This is a genomic window from Streptomyces sp. Ac-502 (genome assembly GCF_045222935.1).
Lineage (GTDB): Bacteria > Actinomycetota > Actinomycetes > Streptomycetales > Streptomycetaceae > Streptomyces > Streptomyces monomycini.
Genome location: NZ_JBHFFO010000001.1, coordinates 1,931,045 through 1,953,562, shown reverse-complemented (window position 1 = coordinate 1,953,562; position 22,518 = coordinate 1,931,045). Strand labels below are relative to the sequence as shown.

At 72.4% G+C, this 22,518-nt stretch carries 20 protein-coding genes and 4 pseudogenes; 16 read left to right on the top strand and 8 right to left on the bottom strand.

The features are described 5' to 3' along the window. Positions 1-513: 513 nt before the first annotated feature. A complete protein-coding gene (locus tag ACEXOX_RS08780) occupies positions 514-840 on the top strand; it encodes a lamin tail domain-containing protein (RefSeq protein ID WP_406519842.1) in 327 nt (108 codons plus the stop codon). A gap of 822 nt (positions 841-1,662) precedes the next feature. Continuing rightward, positions 1,663-1,995 carry a nuclear transport factor 2 family protein gene (locus ACEXOX_RS08775; protein ID WP_406519841.1) on the top strand — a complete coding sequence of 111 codons (333 nt, stop codon included), beginning with the start codon at positions 1,663-1,665 and terminating at the stop codon, positions 1,993-1,995. A 244-nt stretch (positions 1,996-2,239) separates the two neighbouring features. Here the strand turns inward: ACEXOX_RS08775 and ACEXOX_RS08770 are convergent, their stop codons facing one another. Beyond that, positions 2,240-2,863, bottom strand: a complete 624-nt coding sequence (locus ACEXOX_RS08770) for a sigma-70 family RNA polymerase sigma factor (RefSeq protein ID WP_406519840.1) — start codon at positions 2,861-2,863, stop codon at positions 2,240-2,242. On the opposite strand from ACEXOX_RS08770, the gene ACEXOX_RS08765 reads away from it, so the two are divergent. The 11 genes from ACEXOX_RS08765 to ACEXOX_RS08715 all read left to right on the top strand — a co-directional run bounded on the left by ACEXOX_RS08765 (position 2,765) and on the right by ACEXOX_RS08715 (position 10,467). Further along, the gene (locus ACEXOX_RS08765) at positions 2,765-3,190 is read left to right on the top strand and encodes an ANTAR domain-containing protein (RefSeq protein WP_406519839.1); all 426 of its coding nucleotides are present in this window, start codon (positions 2,765-2,767) and stop codon (positions 3,188-3,190) included. The two genes, ACEXOX_RS08770 and ACEXOX_RS08765, sit on opposite strands and share 99 nt — an antisense overlap. Before the next feature lie 445 nt (positions 3,191-3,635). Next, on the top strand, positions 3,636-3,953 hold the full coding sequence (locus tag ACEXOX_RS08760; protein WP_406519838.1) for a hypothetical protein: 318 nt from the start codon (positions 3,636-3,638) through the stop codon (positions 3,951-3,953). Continuing rightward, complete coding sequence (locus ACEXOX_RS08755) at positions 3,953-4,126, top strand: hypothetical protein (RefSeq protein WP_406519837.1); 174 nt, start codon at positions 3,953-3,955, stop codon at positions 4,124-4,126. Before ACEXOX_RS08760 ends, ACEXOX_RS08755 begins: the two co-directional genes overlap by 1 nt. Then, positions 4,123-4,260: a hypothetical protein gene (locus tag ACEXOX_RS08750; RefSeq protein ID WP_406519836.1), complete on the top strand. Its 138-nt coding sequence runs from the start codon at positions 4,123-4,125 to the stop codon at positions 4,258-4,260. Before ACEXOX_RS08755 ends, ACEXOX_RS08750 begins: the two co-directional genes overlap by 4 nt. Before the next feature lie 429 nt (positions 4,261-4,689). Continuing rightward, the gene (locus ACEXOX_RS08745) at positions 4,690-5,514 is read left to right on the top strand and encodes a HipA family kinase (protein WP_406519835.1); all 825 of its coding nucleotides are present in this window, start codon (positions 4,690-4,692) and stop codon (positions 5,512-5,514) included. Next, the gene (locus ACEXOX_RS08740; protein WP_406519834.1) at positions 5,511-5,906 is read left to right on the top strand and encodes a DUF3037 domain-containing protein; all 396 of its coding nucleotides are present in this window, start codon (positions 5,511-5,513) and stop codon (positions 5,904-5,906) included. Before ACEXOX_RS08745 ends, ACEXOX_RS08740 begins: the two co-directional genes overlap by 4 nt. 220 nt (positions 5,907-6,126) lie before the next feature. Beyond that, positions 6,127-6,888 carry a 3-oxoacyl-ACP reductase FabG gene (fabG, locus tag ACEXOX_RS08735; protein WP_406519833.1) on the top strand — a complete coding sequence of 254 codons (762 nt, stop codon included), beginning with the start codon at positions 6,127-6,129 and terminating at the stop codon, positions 6,886-6,888. A 17-nt stretch (positions 6,889-6,905) separates the two neighbouring features. Beyond that, complete coding sequence (locus tag ACEXOX_RS08730) at positions 6,906-7,676, top strand: SDR family oxidoreductase (protein WP_406519832.1); 771 nt, start codon at positions 6,906-6,908, stop codon at positions 7,674-7,676. A gap of 222 nt (positions 7,677-7,898) precedes the next feature. Next, a complete protein-coding gene (locus ACEXOX_RS08725) occupies positions 7,899-8,864 on the top strand; it encodes an aldo/keto reductase (protein WP_406519831.1) in 966 nt (321 codons plus the stop codon). Positions 8,865-9,007: 143 nt separating this feature from the next. Continuing rightward, positions 9,008-9,685 (top strand): uracil-DNA glycosylase, encoded by a 678-nt coding sequence (locus ACEXOX_RS08720; RefSeq protein ID WP_406519830.1) that lies wholly within the window; start codon positions 9,008-9,010, stop codon positions 9,683-9,685. Positions 9,686-9,795: 110 nt separating this feature from the next. Next, positions 9,796-10,467, top strand: coding sequence for a hypothetical protein (locus ACEXOX_RS08715; RefSeq protein WP_406519829.1), 672 nt, complete (start codon positions 9,796-9,798; stop codon positions 10,465-10,467). Between the two features lie 6 nt (positions 10,468-10,473). Here ACEXOX_RS08715 and ACEXOX_RS08710 read toward each other — a convergent pair whose 3' ends face one another. Beyond that, positions 10,474-10,692: a hypothetical protein gene (locus ACEXOX_RS08710; RefSeq protein ID WP_406519828.1), complete on the bottom strand. Its 219-nt coding sequence runs from the start codon at positions 10,690-10,692 to the stop codon at positions 10,474-10,476. A 562-nt stretch (positions 10,693-11,254) separates the two neighbouring features. On the opposite strand from ACEXOX_RS08710, the gene ACEXOX_RS08705 reads away from it, so the two are divergent. After that, positions 11,255-12,160, top strand: coding sequence for a Gfo/Idh/MocA family protein (locus tag ACEXOX_RS08705; protein WP_406519827.1), 906 nt, complete (start codon positions 11,255-11,257; stop codon positions 12,158-12,160). 36 nt (positions 12,161-12,196) lie between these two features. On the opposite strand, the gene ACEXOX_RS08700 is transcribed toward ACEXOX_RS08705, so the two are convergent. Then, positions 12,197-12,805: a TetR/AcrR family transcriptional regulator gene (locus ACEXOX_RS08700; RefSeq protein ID WP_406519826.1), complete on the bottom strand. Its 609-nt coding sequence runs from the start codon at positions 12,803-12,805 to the stop codon at positions 12,197-12,199. Positions 12,806-12,882: 77 nt separating this feature from the next. Between ACEXOX_RS08700 and ACEXOX_RS08695 the strand changes: the two are divergent. Next, positions 12,883-13,424: pseudogene (locus ACEXOX_RS08695) on the top strand (SDR family oxidoreductase); the annotation flags it as partial. Positions 13,425-13,444: 20 nt separating this feature from the next. Here ACEXOX_RS08695 and lnt read toward each other — a convergent pair. The 4 genes and pseudogenes from lnt to ACEXOX_RS08675 form a co-directional block, all read right to left on the bottom strand. Next, positions 13,445-15,028 (bottom strand): apolipoprotein N-acyltransferase, encoded by a 1,584-nt coding sequence (lnt, locus tag ACEXOX_RS08690; RefSeq protein ID WP_406519825.1) that lies wholly within the window; start codon positions 15,026-15,028, stop codon positions 13,445-13,447. 141 nt (positions 15,029-15,169) lie between these two features. After that, a complete protein-coding gene (locus ACEXOX_RS08685; protein ID WP_406519824.1) occupies positions 15,170-15,718 on the bottom strand; it encodes a nuclear transport factor 2 family protein in 549 nt (182 codons plus the stop codon). Positions 15,719-15,981: 263 nt separating this feature from the next. Then, positions 15,982-17,897: pseudogene (locus tag ACEXOX_RS08680) on the bottom strand (ABC transporter ATP-binding protein). A 304-nt stretch (positions 17,898-18,201) separates the two neighbouring features. Then, a pseudogene (locus ACEXOX_RS08675) lies at positions 18,202-20,180 on the bottom strand (heavy metal translocating P-type ATPase). Positions 20,181-20,512: 332 nt separating this feature from the next. On the opposite strand from ACEXOX_RS08675, the pseudogene ACEXOX_RS08670 reads away from it, so the two are divergent. Next, positions 20,513-20,868 (top strand): annotated as a pseudogene (locus ACEXOX_RS08670) (ArsR/SmtB family transcription factor); the annotation flags it as partial. 207 nt (positions 20,869-21,075) lie between these two features. Here the strand turns inward: ACEXOX_RS08670 and ACEXOX_RS08665 are convergent. After that, positions 21,076-22,431 (bottom strand): NAD(P)/FAD-dependent oxidoreductase, encoded by a 1,356-nt coding sequence (locus ACEXOX_RS08665; protein ID WP_406519823.1) that lies wholly within the window; start codon positions 22,429-22,431, stop codon positions 21,076-21,078. Positions 22,432-22,518: the final 87 nt, after the last annotated feature.

Genomic DNA, 22,518 nt, shown 5'->3' with positions numbered 1-22,518 from the left:
GGGCGCACCGCTGCCTGAATGGTTCTTCTTCCTGCCCACTGCCCCTGACGCGTTTCTTTCGGCATGGACACGCGTTCGCAGCGGTCGACGCCGTGCGGCACGCCCGTACGGGTCGTCATCCCCAGGAGAACCAGGCCCAGCGAACCACCAGGTTTGTAGCCTGCGCGGTGTGGTGTGCCGGGGCGTGTGTTCGATGTCGGGGCGCGGGGGCGTGCACTGCGGGCACGGACGGGTTGTCCGAATGTCCGGGTTCTGTAATGGACCGTCCCATCTTCAATCACTGCTTGCCGGACGGGCTCACAGTGAGGTCCGCCCGGCAGCTCCGGGCCTCTCGTCCTTCCGGCACCGGCCCAGGCGGGCTGGCCGCAGGAGGTTTGCCATGTCCCGTTCCGTCCGTCTCACGGCCGTCGCACTCGGCTCGGCCGCCCTGGCCACCGCCGTGGTCCTGCCCGCTGCCGCCACCGGCGCGCACACCCTCCCGGCCCACCACCACTCCCCGTCGTCATCGGCGCGGTGCGGGCCGACAGCCCCGGCCGCGACGACGGTTCCCACCGCAGCCTCAACGCGGAACGGATCGCCGTCAAGAACGCCGGCCGCCGCCCGGTCAACCTCAAGGGCTGGACGCTGACCAGCCGCAGCACCCACAAGACCTACCGCTTCAACAGCCTGCGCCTGAGCGGCCGCCAGGAGGTCCGCGTGTACACCGGCCACGGGCTTGGCACCTGGCGCGACGTCTACCAGGACCGCCGCAATTACGTCTGGGACAACCGCCGCGACACCGCCACCCTGCGCAACGACCACCGCCGCGTGGTCGACACCAAGCGCTGGGGCCGCCGCTGACCGCTGCTCCGGGGCCGCCCGCCACGGCCCCCGGACATCCAGGTGCGCCGCGGTCCCTGGGGCCGCGGCGCACCGCCCTGCTGTGGAGAGGCAGGACCGCCTGGAGCGGCCGGTTCCCGGGCCTTGGCCCCGTCATCCGGCACCGGCAGAATGTCCGTGCCCCCGGCCTGTGACCGGTCCGGCCGCAGTGCGGCAGGAGGGGAAGACATGCTCCCGACCATGGCCACGCACGGATGCGCACCGCAGCACCACCGCGTCCGCCTGCGGGACGGCGTCGTGGTCCGCGAGGAGTGCATGCGGTGCGCATACCGGATTTCCTACGAAGCCGCAGGCCGTGAGCGTCTCTTTCCACCGCCGCGCCCGGCAGCCCCGACAACGGTGGCTGAGCCGAGACCGTTGACAGTGGCCAGCTCGCCTTCCCCGCGTACAGCCGGTTCCACGTTCACGGGCGGTAGTCGGTAAGAGAACGGGGATGCGTTCCGTGGGACGGACGCCCCCCTGTGTTCGTAGTGAACGGTGCGCGGGCGGGGAGTCAGCCCGTCTCGTCGACGCGGTGTTGCGCCAGGCGATGTCGTCCACCGCCAGCCCGGGGTCACCGGCCAGGGCGGTCGGAGTCATTCCGGTGAACGCCATGATCTCCCGGTGCAGGTGGGTCTGGTCGGCGGGGCTTATGAGCACCGTCATTCAGAACGGCTTCCAGACGATCGCCAGCGGCGACCCTGACCGGATCGCACCGCGGTCCTCACCGAGGACACCGAATGGCTCAACGCCACTGCCGTCGCGCTCGCGACGACCCACCACATGGTTGACAGGAAGGCGACCGTGCGCTTCTTCGCCGAGGGCTTCCCCCGTCTGTTCGCGCGTGATGTCATCGTCACCTTCCACCGGTTCCACGCCGCCGGCGAGCGGGGAGTGGAGGCGACCATGACGGCGACGCTCGCCAACGGCAACCACTACGGCAACGACTACTGCTTCGTCTTGGAACTTCAAGGCGAGCTGATCCACCGGGTCCGCGAGTACACGGACACCGCCCGCGGGCACCGCATGGCCTTTGGCGAAGTTCGACAGCAGCCATCCCCGGCCCGGGCCCGGCTAAGGGTGGATAGCCGAATACACGTCGCACAACTGCCGTGCCCGGGTCCTTTCACCGGGTGACGCTCCGGGTCCGGGCGAAACCGCCCGGGCCCGGAGCCCGGCGCCAGCGGGACCGCCGCAGGCAGCCGAACTGTCACAGGCTGCCCTATCGCTACCGCACGAGGTCTGGACGGCGGCGACCGCCCGCCGGAGCCTGCCAGCCGGCCCCGGCGCACATGCCCTGACCGGGCCGCCGGACACCTACCGGCCAAGGTGCAGACCGGGTAACCGCACCCTCCGGACCCAAACCGAAGGACCCGGTCGGTCACGCTGCGGCCCGGTCCTCCCGCCCCGTGTCCTGCCCGGCCTGGTGCTGCTCGACCTCGGTCCGTACCCGGGCCAGGGCCCGGCTGATCAGCCGCGAGACGTGCATCTGGGACAGGCCCAGTTCGGCGGCAATGGCGCTCTGCGTCACGTCCTTGAAAAACCGCCAGTACAGGATGCGGCGTTCGCGTTCGGGGAGCTTGGCCAGGGCGGGCTTGACCGTTTCACGGTTCTCGACGAGCCCGAAGCGGTCGTCGGCCGCGCCGAGGGTGTCCAGGAGGGTGTAGTCGTCGTGGTGGACGCTGCGGTCCAGGGCCACGTCCAGCGACAGCGGCCGGTAATTTTCCAGCGCCTCCGGCTCCCGCGCGACCTCCTCCTCGGTCAGGCAGGCATGTTCAACAATCTGCGCCACGGTCGGAGGCCGGCCGTCCAGGGCCGTGCTCGGCTCCCGTATGGCCTTGCGGACCTTGTTACGCAGCTCCTGGGTGCGCCGGGGCACGTGCACGTCCCAGGGGTGGTCACGGAAGTGCCGCTTGAGCTCGCCCGTGATGGCGGGAATGGCGAACGGGCCCTGGCCGACGGCATCCGGGCGGTCTTCGCCCTGCCCGTCTGGGCCGACCCCCACTCCCCGGACGGCGCCGGCTTGGTGTGGTCCCTCTACCGCGATGCGCCCGGGCCGCTGTCCCGCACGGATCTGCACACCGCCCGCGACCACGCGGACGCCGCCGCCCTGCTCACCACTGCCGCTGTGCACACCAGCCGGGGCGCAGGGGTGCGCCTGCCGCCGCACGAAGCCGTCGTCCACCAGGCCACCGGCATGATCAGCTACCGCCACGAGGTCACCCCCGACCAGGCCCTGGACCTGCTGCGGGGCCACGCCTACGCCCGCGGCATCGACCTCGCCGAACTCGCCCACCACATCGTCCACGGCCACCGAACCCTGCCCCACTGACCTTTCATCCCAACGGCAGACCGCACACGCAGTCGGCGCGTCACATACACCTAGACTCCCAATCATGAGCATGTCCTAGGAGCAGCGCCATGTCCGCATCGTGGCCACCCGGCGGCTGCCCGGCCCACCGTGTCGACGGGTGCTCAGGTCGCTCTCCCGCGCCCGACGGGACAGTACGTGCCCGGCCGGGAGATCCTGCACCTCGTCGACCAGGACCGGCCCGACCCGTGGGTTCCGGCGTCGGGCCCCCGCCAGTTGATGTTGTCGATGTACTACCCCGCCAAGGAGAGAACGGGCAGCCCGGCCCCGTACATGACCCCCGAGGCTGCCAGACTCATGCTGGACGTGAAGTTGCCGGGCAACACTGTCTCCACCGAGGTGATCAGGGACGCCCGGACGTGGGCCAGGGCCAACGCGCGTCCGCAGCCCGGCCGGGTTCCCGCTCGTGGTGCTCTCTCCCGGCTTCACCATGCCGCGCACCGAACTGACCGCCCTCGCCGAGGACCTGACCAGCCGCGGATACATCATCGTGCTCGTCGACCCCACCTACGAGAACACCGGGACGACCTTTTCCGACGGACAGACGCTCACCCGCGTCATGTGCGGCAAGCTGACGACCCCGGAGCAATGGGCGGCGCTGAACGAGAGCCGGGCGACGGACATCTCCTTCGTCATCGATCAGTTGACCATCCACCGGCACCCGGCCTGGCGCTACGCCCGCATGATCGACCGTGACCGGACCTCAAGGGCAAGCCGTTCCTGATGATCGGCCACCCACTGGGCGACGGCGAGGAGGACCCCAGCTGGACGAAGAGCTGGGCCCACCTCGACGGCTGGAAGCGCTGGCTGACCGTGGCCGGCTCCCACCACGCCGCTTTCACGGACCTCCCGCTGTTCTTCGAGAAGATCGGCTTCCTGAGCCGCCCGGCACCATGATCGGCGCCGAGCGCGGGGTACAGCTCACCCGGGAGTACGTGGCGGCCTTCTTCGCTCTGCAGCTGAAGGGGATCGACCAGCCGATCCTTGACGGGCCGACCCCCGAGAACCCGGAAATCAGCTTCCACCCGTAGCCGTTGCCGTCACTCGTCACGGTGCGGGGTCGGTGGAGTACCGCGCCGCGGCCCCGTCGGCGTTCGGGCTTAGGTCGTTTCTGATGGCTCTTGTCGGCGGGGGCAGGTTGTGGGCTGGGCAGGCGTCGGGCAAGGTGCGACGACACGAGCTGACCGATGCGCATCAGTCACTATGCTCACTTCATGCCGGAGGCTGGCGGGTGAGGGCGTAGGGCTGTCGACGGGCTGCTCGGCGACCCGGTGGGAGCTCTGGTTGAAGGTGGAAACTCCCCAAATTCTCCCCAGCTCCTTCGGTAGCCCTCCCGGGCGAAGGCGGTGACCGGAGCGGATTCGATGCGGCTGCACCGATATGATTGCATCGAAACCAGCGCGCTGTCCCACCCGCACGTCGCTGACCTGCGACGAAGCCCAGGAAGTAGCCTGATCCGCATGTTGTCCGAAGTCATCGCGACCCGCTATGTCACGCCCTTGCGTGAAGGCGGGTCGCTTCCGGGGATCGTCGAGGCCGACGATCTCGGTACGTATGTCATGAAGTTCACCGGGGCGGGGCAGGGGCGTAAGACTCTGGTCGCCGAGGTTGTCTGTGGGGAGCTGGGACGCCGGCTGGGGCTGCGGGTGCCGGAGTTGGTGCGGATGCAGCTGGATCCGGTGATCGGGCTGAGCGAGCCCGACCAGGAGGTGCAGGAGCTGCTGAAGGCCAGTGGCGGGCTGAACCTGGGGATGGACTATCTGCCGGGGTCGCTCGGGTTCGATCCGCTGGCCTTCGAGGTGTCCGCGCGGGAGGCGGGCCGGGTGGTGTGGTTCGACGCGCTGATCAACAACGTGGACCGGTCGTGGCGCAACCCGAATCTGCTGGTCTGGCACGGTGAGCTGTGGCTGATCGACCATGGCGCCACGATGATCTGGCAGCACAACTGGCCCACCGCCGAGAAGTCGGCGGCCAAGCCGTACGACGCATCCGACCATGTGCTGGCGAGCTTCGGGCCGGACGTCGAGGCCGCGGCGGCCGAGCTCGCGCCGCTGGTCACCGAGGAGCTGCTGACCGAGGTCGCGGCCGCGGTGCCGGACGAGTGGCTGGCGGGGGAGCCCGGTTTCGACTCGCCGGACGAGCTGCGCCGGGCCTATGTGCGGGCGCTGCTGGGCCGTGCCCCGGTGATCGGCGAGCGGATCAACATCGGGGAACCCTCGAAGGACGGGCCCTCGCGGGTGCCGGGCTGGCTGGCGACCGAGTTGCCGCGGAGGGCAGTGAAGTGAGCGGCCTGCACAACGGACGTGACGTGTTCGAGTACGCCCTGCTCAAGGTCGTACCGCGGGTCGAACGCGGCGAGATGATCAATGCGGGGGTGGTCGTGTACTGCCGCGCCCGGCGCTTCGTCGAGGCGCGTACGCATCTGGACGAGGGGCGGCTGCGGGCGCTCGACGCGACGGCCGACGTCGAGGGCGTCAAGGCGGCGCTGCGCGCCGTCGAGGGGATCTGCTTGGGCGGCGAGCGGGCCGGGCAGGCCGCGGGTGACGACGCGGGGCGGCGCTTCCGGTGGCTGATCGCGCCGCGCAGCACCGTGGTCCAGCCCGGGCCGGTGCACACCGGGCTGACCGTGGACCCGTCCGTGGAGGCGGAGCGGCTGCTCGATCTGTTGGTGAGGTGAGGGGGAGGGGGCGGCCGCGGGGCGGTACGGGGCCCGGTGGCCGTCGGCCCGTACAGAGGTCGGCGGCCGCCCTGAAGTGCGCGGGCGTGCCGGGGAGGCGTTGACAGGGGGTGGCCGGGCTTCTAGCGTCACCCCTGCTGAAGCTACTAAGCGGTTGCTCACCTGTGGTTGCGGTGCGGCGGACCGCTCGTCGAGGTTTCGAGGGTGAGGAGAACCCCGCATGTCCACCACCGAGCAGCGCGTAGCCATCGTGACGGGCGCGGCCCGCGGCATCGGCGCGGCGACCGCCGTGCGCCTGGCCGCCGAGGGCCGCGCCGTCGCCGTCCTCGACCTGGACGAGGCGGCCTGCAAGGGCACCGTCGAGAAGATCACCGCGGCCGGCGGCAAGGCGCTGGCCGTGGGCTGCGACGTCTCGGACGCGGAGCAGGTGGAGGCGGCGGTCGCGCGGGTCACGGCGGAGCTGGGCGCGCCGACCGTGCTGGTCAACAACGCGGGCGTACTCCGTGACAACCTGCTGTTCAAGATGAGCGACAGCGACTGGGACACCGTCATGAACGTGCACCTGCGGGGCGCGTTCCTGATGTCACGCGCCTGTCAGAAGCACATGGTGGATGCCAAGTTCGGCCGCATCGTCAACCTCTCCTCCAGCTCGGCGCTCGGCAACCGCGGACAGGTCAACTATTCGGCCGCCAAGGCCGGCCTCCAGGGCTTCACCAAGACCCTCGCCATCGAACTGGGCAAGTTCGGCGTCACCGCCAACGCCGTCGCCCCCGGCTTCATCGTCACCGACATGACCGCCGCCACCGCCGAGCGGGTCGGCATGGGCTTCGAGGACTTCCAGGCCGCGGCCGCCACCCAGATCCCCGTAAAGCGCGTCGGCCGGCCCGAGGACATCGCCAACGCCATCGCCTTCTTCACGGGCGAGGCGGCCGGCTTCGTCTCCGGCCAGGTCATGTACGTGGCCGGCGGACCGCTCAACTGACTCCGAAGGTGGCGAACATGACCGCACAGGACACCCCACCGCCCCCGCTCTCCGGCAAGGCGGCACTGGTCACCGGCGCCAGCCGGGGCATCGGGTACGGCATCGCGCGGGCGCTCGTCGCGCGCGGCGACAAGGTCTGCATCACCGGCCGCAACGAGGACGCCCTCAAGGAGGCCGTCGAGACGCTGGGCGCCGACCGCGTCATCGGCGTCGCGGGCAAGGCGCACGACGAGGCCCACCAGGGTGTCGCCGTCGAGCGCGCCATGGAGGCGTTCGGCCGCGTCGACTACCTCGTCAACAACGCCGGTACGAACCCGGTCTTCGGGCCGATCGCGGACCTGGACCTGAACGTCGCCCGCAAGGTGTTCGAGACCAACGTCGTCTCCGCGCTGGGCTTCGCGCAGCGCACCTGGCACGCGTGGCAGAAGGACAACGGCGGCGCGATCGTCAACATCGCCTCCATCGCCGGTGTCTCCGCCTCGCCCTTCATCGGCGCGTACGGCATGAGCAAGGCCGCGATGATCAACCTGACGTTCCAGCTGGCGCACGAGTTCGCGCCGGTGGTGCGGGTCAACTCCATCGCCCCCGCGGTGGTCAAGACCAAGTTCGCGGCCGCGCTGTACGAGAACCGCGAGGAAGAGGCGGCGGCGGGCTACCCGATGGGCCGCCTCGGCGTCCCGGAGGACATCGGGGGCGCGGCGGCGTTCCTGCTGTCCGACGCCGCCGGCTGGGTCACGGGGCAGACGCTCCAGGTCGACGGCGGGCTGTTCCTCAACGCGGGCGTGTGAGGGCGGCGCGAGGGTAGGCGGGGGCGCGAACAGCACGCGCGTGCGGGTGTGCGCGCCCGCGCGCGAAAGCTCCGGCAGCGCTTGCGTTGATGTGCACTCCAAGAGGCAGGGTCTGCGGTGCCGGTCCGGAGGGGACCGGCACCGCAGCCGTTCCGGGCCGTGTGTACGTGTACGGGGCGTACGTGTACGGGCTCGCGACGCGCCTCTCGAAGGAGACCCACCATGCGCTACCGCACCCTCGGCGGCGGTACGGGGCCCACGGTCAGCGCCCTGTGCCTGGGCACCCTGCCGTTCGGCACCACCGTCGACGAACCGACCTCGTTCGCCATCCTCGACCGCTTCGCCGAGGCGGGCGGCACCTTCCTGGACACCGCCGACAACTACGCCTGCTGGGTGCCGGGCGCGACCGGCGGCGAGAGCGAGCTGCTGCTCGGGCGCTGGCTGCGCAGCCGGGGCGCCAGGGACCGTACGGTGCTGGCCACCAAGGTCGGTGCCCGCCCCGATCCGTCCCGCGGTCCCGAATGGCCCGCCAACCTGGAAGGGCTGGGCGAGAAGACCGTACGGGCCGCGGTCGACGGCAGTCTGCGGCGGCTCGGCACCGACCGGGTGGACCTGTACTACGCCCACGTCGAGGACCGGACCGTGCCGCTGGAGGAGACCGTCGAGGCGCTCGCCGGTCTGGTGCGGGACGGTGCCGTGGGCGTCCTCGGGGCCAGCAACCACGCCACGTGGCGGCTCGCCGAGGCCCGCCACATCGCCGGCGCGCGGAACCTGCCCGGCTTCCGCGCCGTACAGCAGCGGCACACCTACCTGCGGCCCCGGCCCGACGCCGAGTCCGGCCTCCAACGGGAGACCGACGAAGAACTGCTCGACTACGCCGCCGCGCACGACGACCTGACGCTGCTCGGCTACTCGACGCTGATGCACGGCGGGTACGCGCGGCCGGAGAAGCCGCTGCCCGAACGGTACGACCACCCCGGGTCGGTGGCGCGGCTGCGGGTCGTCCAGGAGGTCGCGGCGGAGGCCGGGGCCACCGTGAACCAGGTGGTGCTGGCCTGGCTGGCCGGCGGCCGGGTGCCGGTCGTACCCGTCCTCGGTGTGAGCTCGGTGACACAGCTGGACGAGTGTCTGGCGGCGCTGGATCTGCGACTGGACGTGGCGCAGCGGGCGCGGCTCGACACGGCGTGAGCGGGTGCGGGTCGGTCGCGGGGCGGGCTCGTGGCCGGCGGGGGCCGGGCGTGGGGCGTGCGGGGGCGGGCGTGCGGGCGTTGTCAGTGGTCGCCGGTAAGTTCGTTGCCGAGAACGGATCGCACACCGGAGGTTGCCCTGTGATGACCGACATGCTGCCCGAGTCCTGGCGCGGCGTCCTCGGCGAGGAGTTGGAGAAGCCCTACTTCAGGGAGCTCACCGAGTTCGTCGAGCAGGAGCGGGCGAAGGGGCCGGTCTACCCGCCCCGCGAGGAGGTCTTCGCGGCCCTCGACGCCACCCCTTACGACCAGGTCAAGGTGATGGTCCTGGGACAGGACCCGTATCACGGCGAGGGCCAGGGGCACGGGCTGTGCTTCTCCGTGCGGCCCGGCGTCAAGACGCCGCCGTCGCTGCGCAACATCTACAAGGAGATGAAGGAGGAGCTGGGCCACCCGGTCCCGGACAACGGGTATCTGATGCCCTGGGCCCGCCAGGGCGTCCTGCTGCTGAACGCGGTGCTGACGGTGCGGGCCGGCGAGGCCAACTCGCACAAAGGCAAGGGGTGGGAGAAGTTCACCGACGCGGTGATCAGGGCGGTCGTCTCCCGTCCCGACCCGGTGGTGTTCGTGCTCTGGGGCAACTACGCGAAGAAGAAGCTGCCGCTGATCGACACGGCGCGGCACGCGGTGGTGGAGGGCGCGCACCCCTCCCCGCTGTCCGCGAAGAAGTTCTTCGGCTCCCAGCCCTTCACCCGGATAAACGAGGCCGTCGCCGTGCAGGGCCACACCCCGATCGACTGGCGGATCCCCGACCTGGGCTGAGCCGGGCGGCCGCGGCGTGCCGCGCACACCGCGCGGTACCGCCGGGCGCCGGTTAGCGTCGGGGAAGGCAGACCGGACGTGGCGGCGGACCAGGGCGGGAGAGTGCGGCGGTGGACGATCAGCGTGCGAGAGCCGGCGGCGACGTCGTCCTGACCCGCATCGGGCAGGCGGTCATGCTGCACCGGGGCGGTGACCGGGAGGAGGCCCGCAACCGCCTGGCGCGGCTCTGGGCCGAGATCGGGCCGGACGGTGACCCGTTCCACCGCTGCACGCTCGCCCACTACCTCGCCGACACGCAGGACGACCCGGCCGACGAGCTGGACTGGGATCTCACCGCGCTCGAAACGGCCCGGCAGGCGAAGGCCGCTCCGGCGGCGGGCCGGGACGCGGAGCGGCAGGCACCGGCCTGCCGGCCCGTCCCGGCGGTGGCGGCGCTGCTGCCCTCGCTCCATCTGAGCCTCGCCGCCGACTACGCCGCCCTGGCCCGCTTCGGCGAGGCCCGCACCGAGCTCGACCGGGCCCGCCGGACGGCGGTGCCGCTGGCCGACGACGAGTACGGCCGAAGCGTGCGGCAGGCGATCGAACGACTGGGGGTTCGGATCGCCGGTTCGGGCGGTGGCGGTGGGGGAGGGGATGGCGACGGGACAGGTGGTGACGGGGGTGCCGACGGGGCGGGTGGTGGGGGCGGTACAGGTGGCCCGGGTAGCGGGGGCGGCCCGGGCAGCAAGGGTGGCCCGGGTGATCCGGGTGTGTCAGGGGGAACGGGCGGGGTGGAGGGGTAGGAAAGATCAGTCGCCGTAGACGTCGCGGCAGAGGGTGTCGGCCCGGTCGTCGTCCTGCCAGCGTCCGTATTCGCGCGCCAGCTTGCAGAGGCCGGGTGCCGGGGCGGCCGGGCGCCGGTTCTCGGTGCGCGGCCACAGCGGACCGTACCGACGCGAGCCGGGAGCCTTGGGCTTGCCCCGTACGCCCCGGCCGACGCCCTTACCCTTCTTCTTGCCCGTCGCCACGGGCCCCGGTCGCTGCGGCCGCTGGGCTCCTGTCGCAGGGGGAGCGCGGGCGCCGACCGCTGCGCGGCGGCCCCGGACGGCGTCGTCGGCCGCTTGCGCGCCGGAGGCCGGCTGACCTCCGGACCGTTGGGCTCGACGGAGGGGGCGGGCAGTGCGGGGCGCGGCAGGAGACTCTCGGGGGCCGGGCGGTGGGCGACGGTGACACAGCCGGTGGTGACGGCCGCCGTCGTCAGCATGAGGACCGCTGCTGCGGGAATACGGAGCACCGGCCAACTTTGCCGACCTCGGCGGCGGTTGGGAAGGCCCCGCAGGGGTGAACGCGCCGGAGGGCGTTGACCCGGTGTCGGCTGCGGCCGAGCTGTCGGACTGCGGCGGCCGGGCGCCGCGGACCGTGGAGGCCGCCGTGTGCCGGGCGGCACGTATGCTTCCGGGGCGCCGGGCACACCGCCGGCGTGCCCGGCGTGATGACCGTACGGCATCTAGGCGGGCGGCATCATCGGCACGCCCGGCGCGCCGGTCCGCGCAGGCGGCCCGCGGCGGCGGCGCAACCCAGGGAGTACGCGTGAAGGTCGGCTGCATCGGACTCGGCGACATCGCACAGAAGGCGTATCTGCCGGTGCTCGGCGCGCAGCCCGGTGTCGAGCTGCACCTCCAGACCCGTACCCCGGCCACCCTGGAGCGGGTCGCCGGAACGTATCGCCTGCCCGCCGGCCAGTGCCACACCGACCTGGACGGGCTGCTCGCCGCCGGCCTGGACGCGGCGTTCGTGCACGCGCCCACCACCGCGCACCCGGAGATCGTCGGCCGCCTCGTCGAGGCCGGGGTGCCGACCTATGTCGACAAGCCGATCGCCTACGAGCTGGCCGAGACCGAGCGCATCGTACGGCTCTCCGAGGAGCGCGGCGTCAGCCTGGCGGTGGGCTTCAACCGCCGCTTCGCGCCGGGTTACGCGCAGTGCCTGGAACACCCCCGCGACCTGATCCTGATGCAGAAGAACCGGATCGGCCTGCCGGAGGACCCGCGTTCGCTGGTGCTGGACGACTTCATCCATGTGGTCGACACGCTGCGTTTCCTGGCGCCCGGGACCGTCGACCACGTGGACGTGCGGGCGAAGATCCAGGACGGTCTGATGCACCACGTGGTGCTGCACCTGTCCGGCGACGGCTTCAGCGCCATCGGCAGCATGAACCGCCTCAGCGGTTCCGCGGAGGAGATCCTCGACGTGTCGGGTCAGGACACCAAGCGTCAGGTCGTCAACCTCGCCGAGGTCATCGACCACAAGGGGCAGCCGAGCGTGCGGCGGCGCGGCGACTGGGTGCCGGTGGCCCGGCAGCGCGGCATCGAGCAGATCGTGCTCGCGTTCCTGGCCGACGTGCGAGCGGGCAGGTTCGTCTCGGCCGAGGACGCGCTCCGTACGCATGAGCTGTGCGAGCGGGTGATCCGGGAGGCACTGGCGCAGGGGGCGTGAGGCCGCGCGCCCGTACGTCACGGGCGCTTTCCTTCCTTAGGCAGGCGGCCAGGTGCGCAGAGCCATGTCGGCCACCTGCTGGAGTTCGTCGCGGGTGGCGCCGCCGACGGCCTGTACGGCGATGCCGTTGGCCACGGTCATGATGTAGCGGGCGAGCAGGCCGGGATCGGTGCCGGGCGGCAGGTCGCCTTCGGCGACGGCCTGCCGGAACCGGTCGCGGAGCTGGGAAGTGCCCTCCTCGCGCCAGGCGACAAGGGCGTCGCGGGCGGCGCGTCCCGGGTCGCCGGCGGCGAGGGAGCCCTGGACGCCCAGGCATCCGGCGGGGCAGTCGGGCTGGGTCGTGGTCCGGACGGAGCCGTTGAGGAACGCGGTGGCCACCTGCCGGGCGGTCGGCTCCTGCAAAGCCCGGGCTCCGTACGAGGCGGGGCCTTCGGAGTAGCGCTCCAAGGCCTTGCGGAACAGGTCCTCCTTGTTGCCGAAGGCCGCGTACATGCTGGTACGGGTGATGCCCATGGCGTTGGTCAGGTCGGTGAGGCTGGCGCCCTCGTATCCCTGTTCCCAGAAGACCCGCATGGCCTGTTCGAGGGCCGCGTCGGCGTCGAAGCCTCTCGGCCGGCCGATCGGCCCCTTCTGCCGCGTCTCCATGGACGCGATCCTACCTCTTCCGTACCGGACGGTGCAGATGTGCTACGTTCCGGTTCCTCATCGATCGGTACGGAACTAGGTGGACCGACGCGGTCCGCGCCCGGGACGGGGCCTGGACGTGGCCTTCGACAACGCGGCGACCGCCTCGCTCGCGACGCTGGAGCAGGTCACCGAGGAGCAGCTCGACCAGACGTTCGCGGTCAACGTACGGGGCACGCTGTTCACCGTGCAGAAGGCGCTGCCGCTGCTCAACGACGGCGCCTCGGTGATCCTGAACGTCTCCACCGCGGCCGACAACGGCGCGGAGACGTTCGGCGTGTTCGCCGCGTCCAAGGCTGCCGTCCGGTCCTCCGTCCGCACCTGGGCCAACGAACTGAAGGATCGCGGCATCCGGGTCGACGCCGTCTCGCCGGGCCCGATCGACACCACCGGGATCACGGACCTGTTCGGTGGGGAGGCTGCGCCCGGCGTGCGGGCGCAGCTCGCCGCGGACGTCGCGATGGGCCGGGTGGGGCACCCGGAAGAGGTCGCCGCCGCGGTCGCCTTCCTCGCTTCCGAGCAGAGCAGTTACGTCCTCGGCGCCAACCTCTGTGTCGAAGGCGGGGAGAACCGGATCTGACCCCTGCCTTCCCACCGGCCTCAGTCGTCCCGGTGCGCGCCCCGGCGTGAAGAGAGCGCACGCGGCCCCTTCGCCCCCGCGTGCGCGCCGCGCGTCACGACCACGTACACGCCGAGCGTTGCGATCAGGTACGCGCCGAGCGCCAGCATCGCGCCGTACAACGCCCAGTCACCGAAACGTACGTACGGACTGGTGCCCTCGGCCAGCGGGACGTCGTACACGGCTGCCGCGCCGCGCTCGGTGCCGAGCCGGTTTCCCACCGGTTCGCCGCGCGGCCCGTACACCGCGCTGACCCCGGTCAACGTGGCGTGCGCCATCGGCCGCCAGGTCTCGGCGGCACGCAGCGCGGCCAGCGAAGCGTGCTGCGCGGGCGCCCAGCTGTCCTGGAAGGTCGACGTGGAGGACTGCGCGACCAGCAGCTGCGCGCCGTCGCGTGCCAGTTGGCGACTCATGTCCGGGAACGCCGACTCGAAGCACACCAGCGGTCCCACGCGCAGCCCGCCCGCCGAGCCGACGGGCATCAGGACCTGCCGGGTGCCGCGCATGCGGTTCTGGTCGGCGGCCTTGCCGACGTGCGTCGCCCAGCCCAGTACGGAGCGGAGCGGGATGTACTCGCCGAAGGGGACCAGCCGCATCTTGTCGTAGCGGTGGCCGGTCGCGCCCTGCGGACCGACCAGGACGGAACTCTTGTAGATGCCGGGTTGGCCGGCGTGCCGTCCGTCGACGTTCACCAGGAGGTCGGCGCCCACGTCCCGGGAGAGCGCGGCGAGCCGGGCCGCCATGTCGGGGCTGCGGGTCAGGTCCCGGTTGACGCTGCTCTCGCCCCAGACCACCAGTTGGACGCCGCGTCCCGCGAGCGAGCGGGTCAGCGTCTCGCCGCGCGCTATCCGCGCTTCGGCGCCCGCGACTTCGCCCGGCTGGACGAGGCCGATACGGACGGTGCCCGCCGCCCGCGGCACCGGCGCCCACAGCCATGCCGCGCCGCCGCCGACCGCGCAGACGAGGAGGCCCGCCACGGCCGGGACCCGGGCGCGCGGCAGGGCGACGAGCACGGCTAGCGCGGTGTTGACGGCCACGATGACCAGGCTCAGCAGCCACACCCCGCCGATGGAGGCGAGCCGCAGGGCAGGCGGCACCTGCCACTGGCTGGCTCCCAGCAGTCCCCAAGGGCCGCCCAAGTACTCCCAGGACCTGACCAGTTCGACCATCAGCCAGCCGGACGGTACGAGGACGAGGGCTGCCGCACACCGGCGTACGCCCGGCGCGTCGTGCAGCAGGTTCCGTACGAGTACGCCCCAGGGTGCCCACAACAGACCGAGCAGCGCCGCCAGGACGAGGATGAAGACGTGCAGACTCGGCAGCAGCCAGTGGTGCACCGCCAGCATGAAGCCGGCGCCGCCGAGCCAGCCGTCCAGCGCCGCCCGGCGGTTCGTCCGGGCCGAACGCGCCAGCAGGAGCCACGGGACGAGGGCGACGTACGCCAGCCACCACAGGGCGGGCGCCGGAAACGCCAGCGCGGGCAGCGCCCCAACCGCGACCGCGGCGGCACCCCGCCCCCAAGGCGACGCGAGCGCCTTCTCCCACCAGCCGGCCGCCTCCCGCATACCGCTCCCTTCCCTCCGTCGGACGTTGGTTCGCAGCACCCAGTGTGCGCGCGTCGGCCGATCATGGACAGCAGGCGGGCGCGACCCGTCAGCCCCGCGCCGGGGCCAACTGCCGCCACTTCTCGTGGACGACGACCTCACTCAGCCGCCAGCCCTCGGTGTCGCGGCGGGCGGCGAAGGCGTAGCGGCCCGCGCAGGTGTAGTTCGGGGCGGCGGACGCGCCGGTGAGCGCGCCGGCGCGCTCGTGGTGCAGGTCGGCTGGCGCGCCGGGGTGCAGGGCGGCCGGCGCGCCGGGGTGCGGGTTGGCTGCCGCGCCGGGGTGTACTCCGGCGCCCGTGCCGGGGGCGCGTCCTCCGGGCCCGCGAGGTGCATCGGGTTGAGGTAGTCCGCCTGCACGGTGGCCATGTCGCCGGGCGCGCCGCCGTCGCGCAGTTCGATGCCGATCCGCCGGTTGACGATCAGATGCTGGCGTACCGGGAAGCGTCGCATCATCTCGGCCAGCCAGTCCGCGACGTCGGTGACGCTGCCCGCGATGCCGCCCGCCGAGCGGTAGTCGACGCGCCCCTCGGGGACGAACAGGGCCCGGTAGGCGGTCCAGTCGCCGTCGTCCACGGCGATCGCGTAGCCGGTTACCAGGTCGTCGATGGCGAGGCGGTCCATGACAGTGGTGTGTTCCACACGCTGGGTCATCGCCTCAGTGTTCGGCATGTGTGGGCCCCCGCCAAGAGCCTCGGCACGCGAGGCCCAGAGCCGGGGCGCGGTATCCCATGAGCCGGGCGCGGTATGCGAAGGATCCGGGCACGGTACGCCGAGGGCCGGGCCCCGGTACGGCCGCGGGCCCCGGTACTGCCGCAGGCCCCAATACGGCCGCGGGCCCCGGTACGGCCGCAGGCCCCAATACGGCCGCGGGCCCCGCTCGGAAGCGGGGCCCGCGGGGGCGAACGGGGGAGCGGTCAGCGGGCCGAGGCCGGTTCCCCCGCGTCGTGCGCCGCCCGTTCGGTCGAGGTCCGCGCCTGATCGAACTGCGTGTGGTACAGCTCTTCGTACCGCCCGCCCGCCGCGAGCAGCGCGTCGTGCGTGCCGCGCTCCACGATCCGGCCGTCCTCGACCACCAGGATCAGGTCGGCGGCCCGTACGGTCGACAGGCGGTGCGCGATGACCACGGACGTACGGCCTTCCAGTGCCTCGGCCAGTGCCTCCTGCACCGCCGCCTCGGAGGTGTTGTCCAGATGCGCGGTGGCCTCGTCCAGGATCACCACGCGCGGCCGGGCCAGCAGCAGACGGGCGATGGTCAGCCGCTGCCGTTCACCGCCGGAGAGCCGGTAGCCGCGCTCGCCGACCACCGTGTCCAGGCCGTCGGGCAGCGAGGCGATCAGGCCGTCCAGGCGGGAGCGGCGCAGCGCGTCCCACAGCTCCTCCTCGTCCGCCGCCGGCCTGGCCAGCAGCAGGTTCTCGCGGATGGTGTCGTGGAAGAGGTGCCCGTCCTGGGTCACCATGCCGAGGGTGTCGCGGATCGAGTCGGCCGCCAGGTCGCGTACGTCCACGCCGCCCAGCCGCACCGCGCCGGTGTCCGTGTCGTACAGCCGCGGCAGCAGCTGCGCGATCGTCGACTTGCCCGCGCCCGAGGAGCCGACCAGGGCGACCATCTGGCCCGGTTCCGCGCGGAAGGAGACGTCGTGCAGCACCTCGGCGCCGCCCCGGGTGTCGAGGGTCGCCACCTCTTCGAGGGAGGCGAGGGAGACCTTGTCGGCGGACGGGTAACCGAAGCGTACGGAGTCGAACTCGACCGCGACCGGCCCGTCCGGCACCGTGCGGGCGTCCGGCTTCTGCTCGATCAGCGGCTTCAGGTCGAGCACCTCGAAGACCCGCTCGAAGCTGACCAGCGCGCTCATCACCTCGGTGTGCGCGCCGGACAGGGCCGTCAGCGGCGCGTACAGGCGGGTGAGCAGCAGGGCCAGCGAGACGATCGCGCCGGTTTCGAGGTGGCCGCGCAGCGCCAGGAAGCCGCCGAGGCCGTAGACGACGGCCAGGGCGAGGGCGGAGACGAGGGTGAGCGCGGTAACGAAGTACGTCTGGACCATGGCGGTACGGACCCCGATGTCCCGCACCCGGCGCGCCCGCGCGGCGAACTCGGCGGACTCCTGGCCGGGCGGCCGAACAGCTTGACGAGGGTGGCGCCCGGCGCGGAGAACCGCTCGGTCATCTGCGTCCCCATCGCGGCGTTGTGGTCGGACGCCTCCCGGCGCAGCCCGGCCAGCCGCCGGCCGACGCGGCGCGCGGGCAGCACGAACACCGGCAGCAGCACCAGCGCGATCAGCGTGATCTGCCACGACAGACTCAGCATCACCACGAGCGTCAGCAGCAGCGTCACGATGTTGCCGACCACACTGGACAGTGTGTCGCTGAACGCCCGCTGCGCGCCGATGACATCGTTGTTCAGGCGGCTGACCAGCGCACCTGTCCGTGTACGGGTGAAGAAGGCGACCGGCATCCGCTGCACGTGGTCGTAGACGGTGGTCCGCAGGTCGAGGATCAGCCCCTCGCCCAGGCTCGCCGACAGCCTCCGGGCCAGCAGGCCGAGTCCCGCCTCCGCCAGGGCGATGGCGGCGATCAGGCCGGCGAGTTCCAGTACGGTACCGGCCGCCTCGCCGCCGTCGATGGCGTCGATCACCCGGCCGGCGAGCAGCGGGGTGGCGACCGCCAGTACGGCGGTCACCGTGCTCAGCACCAGGAACCAGGTCAGCGAGCGCCGGTGCGGCCGGGCGAAGGCGGCGACGCGCCGCAGGGTGGAGCGGGAGAACGGGCGTCTGTCCTGCTGCGCGTTGAGGGCACTGTGCAGCGAATGCCAGGCGGTGACTTCCATGTCCATCGTGGTCCTCCGGAGCGGCGTGGTCGGCACGGGATCGATCGCGGGCCGTGGCGACCGGCGACATGCCTGAAGCTATGACCTCAACCAATGTTGAGGTCAAGGGATTCCCTTGTCGGCGCGCCGGGAGCCGGGGGAGGTGGTGTGCCGCCCGGCGTACGGGGTGGTGCGTACGCCGGGCGTACGGGCTCATGCGCACCCGGATGTACGGGCTGATGTGCACGCCGGGCGTACGGGGTGATCCTGTACGCCCGGTGTACGGGTTGATTGATGTGTACGCCGGGCGTGCGCCGGGCCGTTTGAGTCCTCAGGCGTCCGTGGCGCGCCGCCAAGCCGTGGAACGCAGCAGCCGCAGCCCGTTGAGGCCGACCAGGACGGTCGACCCCTCGTGCCCGAGCACGCCCAGCGGCAGCGGCAGGTGCCCGGCCAGGTCCCAGACGACCAGCGTGCCGATGCACACGGACGCGACGACGAGGTTCTGCACCACCAGCCGGCGCGCCCGGCGGGAGAGCGCGACGACCGTCGGCACTGCCCCGACCTCGTCGCGTACCACCACCGCGTCGGCCGTCTCCAGCGCCAGGTCGGAACCCACCCGGCCCATGGCGATGCCACTGTGCGCCGCGGCCAGCGCGGGCGCGTCGTTCACCCCGTCGCCGACCATGAGCACCTTCGCCCCGTCCGCCTGCCAGGCGCGGATCGCGGCCACCTTGTCCTGCGGCAGCAGTCCGGCCCGTACGTCCGTGATGCCGCACTCCTCGGCCGTACGGTGGGCGGCGCGTGCGTTGTCGCCGGTCAGCAGAGTCACGCCGGTGGCGGGGACGGGCCGGGCCCCGCCCCCGGCTCCCGTCAGGCGGGCGGACGCGGGCCCGGCCCCGCCCCCGCCCCCAGCTTCCGTCAGGCGGTGCAGCCGGGCCACGGCTTCGGGGGCGCCGGGGCGCAGCCGGTCGGTGACGGCGAGGACGGCGACGGGTGCGCCGTCCACCAGAACGGCTGCCGCCGTCTGTCCGGCGGCCTCGATCTCCGCCGCGGCAGCGCACGCCTCGCGCAGTCGTCCCTCCGCGAGCCCATCGCCGCTCCCGGCCGCCCCAGCGCTCAGCAGCGCTACCGGGCTGCCAACTCGTACGGTGCGCCCCTCGACGACGGCGTGCACGCCCTGCCCCGGCGCGGACGAGAACTCGCACGCGCCGGGCACCCGCAGGCCCCGCTCCCGCGCGGCCGCGACCACCGCGCGGGCGATCGGGTGTTCGCCGGGCTGCTCCGCCGCGGCGGCGAGTGCGAGGGCCCACGCCTCGTCCGTGCCGCCCAGCGGACGCACCCCGGCGACGCGTGGCGCGCCCTCGGTGAGCGTGCCGGTCTTGTCCGACGCGACCCGTGTCACCGCCCCCAGGCGCTCCATCGCCGCGGCCGACTTGACCAGGACGCCGTGCCGCCCGGCAGTGGCGATCGCGGACAGCAGCGGGGGCATGGTGGCCAGCACGACCGCGCACGGCGATGCCACGATCATGAAGGTCATGGCCCGCAGCAGGGTGGTGGTGAAGTCCGCCCCGAAGAGCAGCGGCAGCGCGAAGAGGGTGAGGGTCACGGCCACCACCGCGGCGGAGTACCGCTGTTCCACCTTCTCGATGAACACCTGGGTGGGCGCCTTCGTCCGGCCCGCTTCCTCGACCATGGCCACGATGCGGGCGATCGCCCACTCGGTGGCGTCCTTGCCGACCCGTACCCGCAGCGCGCCGGTGCCGTTCAGCGTCCCCGCGAACACCTCGTCGTCCGGGCCCTTGTCCACCGGCAGCGGCTCGCCGGTGATGGTGGCCTGGTCCACCTCGCTCGCGCCGGTCAGTACCGTGCCGTCGGCGGGCAGCCGCTCTCCGGGGCGTACGAGCACCGTGTCGCCCACCCGTAGTGCGGCCGCCTCGACGGTTTCTTCCCGGCCGTCGGCCGTCAGCCGTACGGCGGTGGAGGGCGCGAGGTCGAGCAGGCCGCGCACGGAGTCCTCGGTGCGCCGGGTGGCCAGGGCCTCCAGAGAGCCGGAGACCGCGAAGATCACGATCAGCAGACCACCGTCGAGGAACTGCCCGATCGCCGCCGCGCCGACCGCCGCGACGATCATCAGCAGGTCGACGTCGAGGGTGCGTTCGCGCAGCGCCCGGAGGCCCGCGAGGCCGGGTTCCCAGCCGCCGGCCGCGTAACACACCGCGTAGAGCGGCCCCCACGCCCACGCCGGGGCGCCCGCCAGGTCCAGGGGAAGGCGAGCAGGAAGGCGAGCGCGGAGAGGGCCGCCCAGCGCACCTCCGGGAGGGCGGAGAGGCGGGTGCGGCGCGGGCGGGGTGGGGGAGTGAGGGCCGTCGGAGCTGTCGGAACTGCCGAGGTCGTCGTGGCCTCGGTCGGATCAGGGTGGACGGCGGCAGCGGGAACGGTGGACGGCGCGGCGGGGGTCGCCGTGGCGGGGGTCGGCCGGTCGGCCGATGGCGCGGCGGTGGCCGGTGGCTGCTGCGTACGGCCGTGACTGGACGTGGACGTCATCGGTACCTCGGTGCGGGGAGGGGTGGGGATGGAACCCGGACACCATAACCGAACACATGAAGACGTCTTCAAGTATTGCTGAATATACGATGAGGCATATGGGACACGGAGTCGACGGCAGGACCACACCGGCAGCACACCTGGACGCGGATGCGGCCGCGACCATCGCCGCCACGCTCCAGGCGCTGGCCACCCCTCGCGGCTGATGATCCTCACCCGCCTGCGGCAGGGGCCCTGCCCGGTGGGCGAGCTGGCCGAGGCGGTCGGCATGGAGCAGTCGGCGGTCTCCCACCAGCTACGGCTGCTCCGGGCGCTCGGCCTGGTCACCGGGTCGCGGCAGGGCCGCCGGATCGTCTACAGCCTGTACGACACACACGTCGCCCAGCTCCTCGACGAGGCCGTCTACCACATCGAGCACCTGCGGCTCGGCGCGCGGGACCTGCCGGACACGGCGGAAACGGAGGACACCGACGACTCCGAGGCCGAGGACGAGGCCGAAACCGAGGCTGGAACCGGAACTGGTGCCGGAGCCGTGGGGAGGCGCGTCAGCCGCTGACCAGGCCCCTGATTCAGCCGCAGACTCCGTCCGCGACCCGGCGCGCACTCCCGCGCGCACCCTCGCGTGCAAGCCCGGACCGCGCCCCCGCGCCCACCCCCGCGCTCACCCGGCCTTGTGCGCCGCCAGCCGCTCCCGTACATCCTCCGCCGAGAGATAGACATCGGTCCGTTCGAAATCGCGCAGCGTCGCGGGCTTCTCGGCCTGGAAGCCGGTGCGCACGAAGTCGTCCCCGGCGGTGGCGTTGATCAGCCAGTTCGCCACGGTACGGAATCTGGCGACACCGGTACGCAGTGCCATCAGGTGGTAGCCGCGCGCCGCCACCTGGGCGGGCAGCCCGGTCAGCTCGTACCCCAGCGGTTTGGACACCGCATCGATGCCGCCGAGGTCCACGACCAGGCCCAGGTCCTTGTGCCGGTACGGCGTCCGCGGCGCTCCGCGCAGCCCGGCGATGATGTTGCGCGCGGCGTGCTTGCCCTGCCGCTGGGCGTGCTGCGCGGTGGGCGGGCAGACCGCGCCGGCACCCTTCGTCAGGTCCGGGACGGCCGCGGCGTCACCGCAGGCCAGCACGTCCGGCGTGCCCGGCACGGTCAGGTCGGCGTCGACGACGAGCCGGCCCCGTACGGTCTCCGCCCCGAGCGTGCCGATGAGCGGGCTGGCCGCCACGCCCGCCGTCCAGATCAGCGTCCGGCACGGCAGTACCCGTCCATCCGTGAACTGCACGCAGTCCTCGGTCACTTCGGCGACCGAGACGCCGAGCGACACCTCCGTACCGCGCTGCCGCATCAGTTCCAGCGCCTTCTGGCCCAGCCGGTCGCCCAGCTCGGGCATCAGCTTCGGCGCGATGTCGATGAGGTGCCACTTGATCTGAGTGGGGTCCAGCCGCGGGTAGCGCCGGGCGGCGGCGTTGGTGAGCCGCTGAAGGTAGGCGACCGTCTCCGTGCCCGCGTAGCCGCCGCCGACGACGACGAACTGGAGCCGCGCCGCGCGCTCTTCCGGGTCGGTCGAGGCCGCGGCGATGTCGAGCTGCGCGATGACGTGATCCCGGATGTACGCGGCCTCGGCCAGCGTCTTCATGCCCCGCGCGTACGTCGTCAGGCCGGGGATGTCGAAGGTACGGGTGATGCTGCCGGGCGTCAGCACCAGACGGTCGTAACGGATGTCGGTCGTCTCACCCGTGATCAGCCGTACGACGCAGACCTTCGCCGCGGTGTCGATGCCGATCACCCCGCCGGGCACCAGACGCGTCCGGCGCAGGATCCGCCGCAAGGAGGGCGCGATCGACTGCGGGGTGACCACTCCGGCGGCGACGTGCGGCAGCAGCGGCAGGTACAGCTCGTAGTTGTTGGGCGTGACCAGCATGATCTCGGCCGTCTCGGCGGACAGCCCGTGCTCCAGGCCCCGGGCGCACTCCACCCCGGCGAAGCCGCCGCCCACGATCAGGACTCTGGGTCGTTCCATGACGCGTCCTCGCCTCTGTCAGCAGCTGTGTCGGCTCCCGGCCACGCTGGCACGGGGCGGCGGGGCCCGCCACCGCGCCCGCCGGGT

Bases quoted from the DNA above. Each gene is read 5' to 3' on its own strand.
- ACEXOX_RS08755 (WP_406519837.1), top strand. From the start codon at position 3,953: ATGATCGGCCACCCACTGGGCGACGGCGAGGAGGACCCCAGCTGGACG.
- ACEXOX_RS08700 (WP_406519826.1), bottom strand. From the start codon at position 12,805: ATGGAGACGCGGCAGAAGGGGCCGATCGGCCGGCCGAGAGGCTTCGAC.
- ACEXOX_RS08730 (WP_406519832.1), top strand. From the start codon at position 6,906: ATGACCGCACAGGACACCCCACCGCCCCCGCTCTCCGGCAAGGCGGCA.
- ACEXOX_RS08685 (WP_406519824.1), bottom strand. From the start codon at position 15,718: ATGACCCAGCGTGTGGAACACACCACTGTCATGGACCGCCTCGCCATC.
- ACEXOX_RS08720 (WP_406519830.1), top strand. From the start codon at position 9,008: ATGACCGACATGCTGCCCGAGTCCTGGCGCGGCGTCCTCGGCGAGGAG.
- ACEXOX_RS08665 (WP_406519823.1), bottom strand. From the start codon at position 22,431: ATGGAACGACCCAGAGTCCTGATCGTGGGCGGCGGCTTCGCCGGGGTG.
- ACEXOX_RS08750 (WP_406519836.1), top strand. From the start codon at position 4,123: ATGATCGGCGCCGAGCGCGGGGTACAGCTCACCCGGGAGTACGTGGCG.
- fabG (WP_406519833.1), top strand. From the start codon at position 6,127: ATGTCCACCACCGAGCAGCGCGTAGCCATCGTGACGGGCGCGGCCCGC.
- lnt (WP_406519825.1), bottom strand. From the start codon at position 15,028: ATGCGGGAGGCGGCCGGCTGGTGGGAGAAGGCGCTCGCGTCGCCTTGG.
- ACEXOX_RS08725 (WP_406519831.1), top strand. From the start codon at position 7,899: ATGCGCTACCGCACCCTCGGCGGCGGTACGGGGCCCACGGTCAGCGCC.
- ACEXOX_RS08745 (WP_406519835.1), top strand. From the start codon at position 4,690: ATGTTGTCCGAAGTCATCGCGACCCGCTATGTCACGCCCTTGCGTGAA.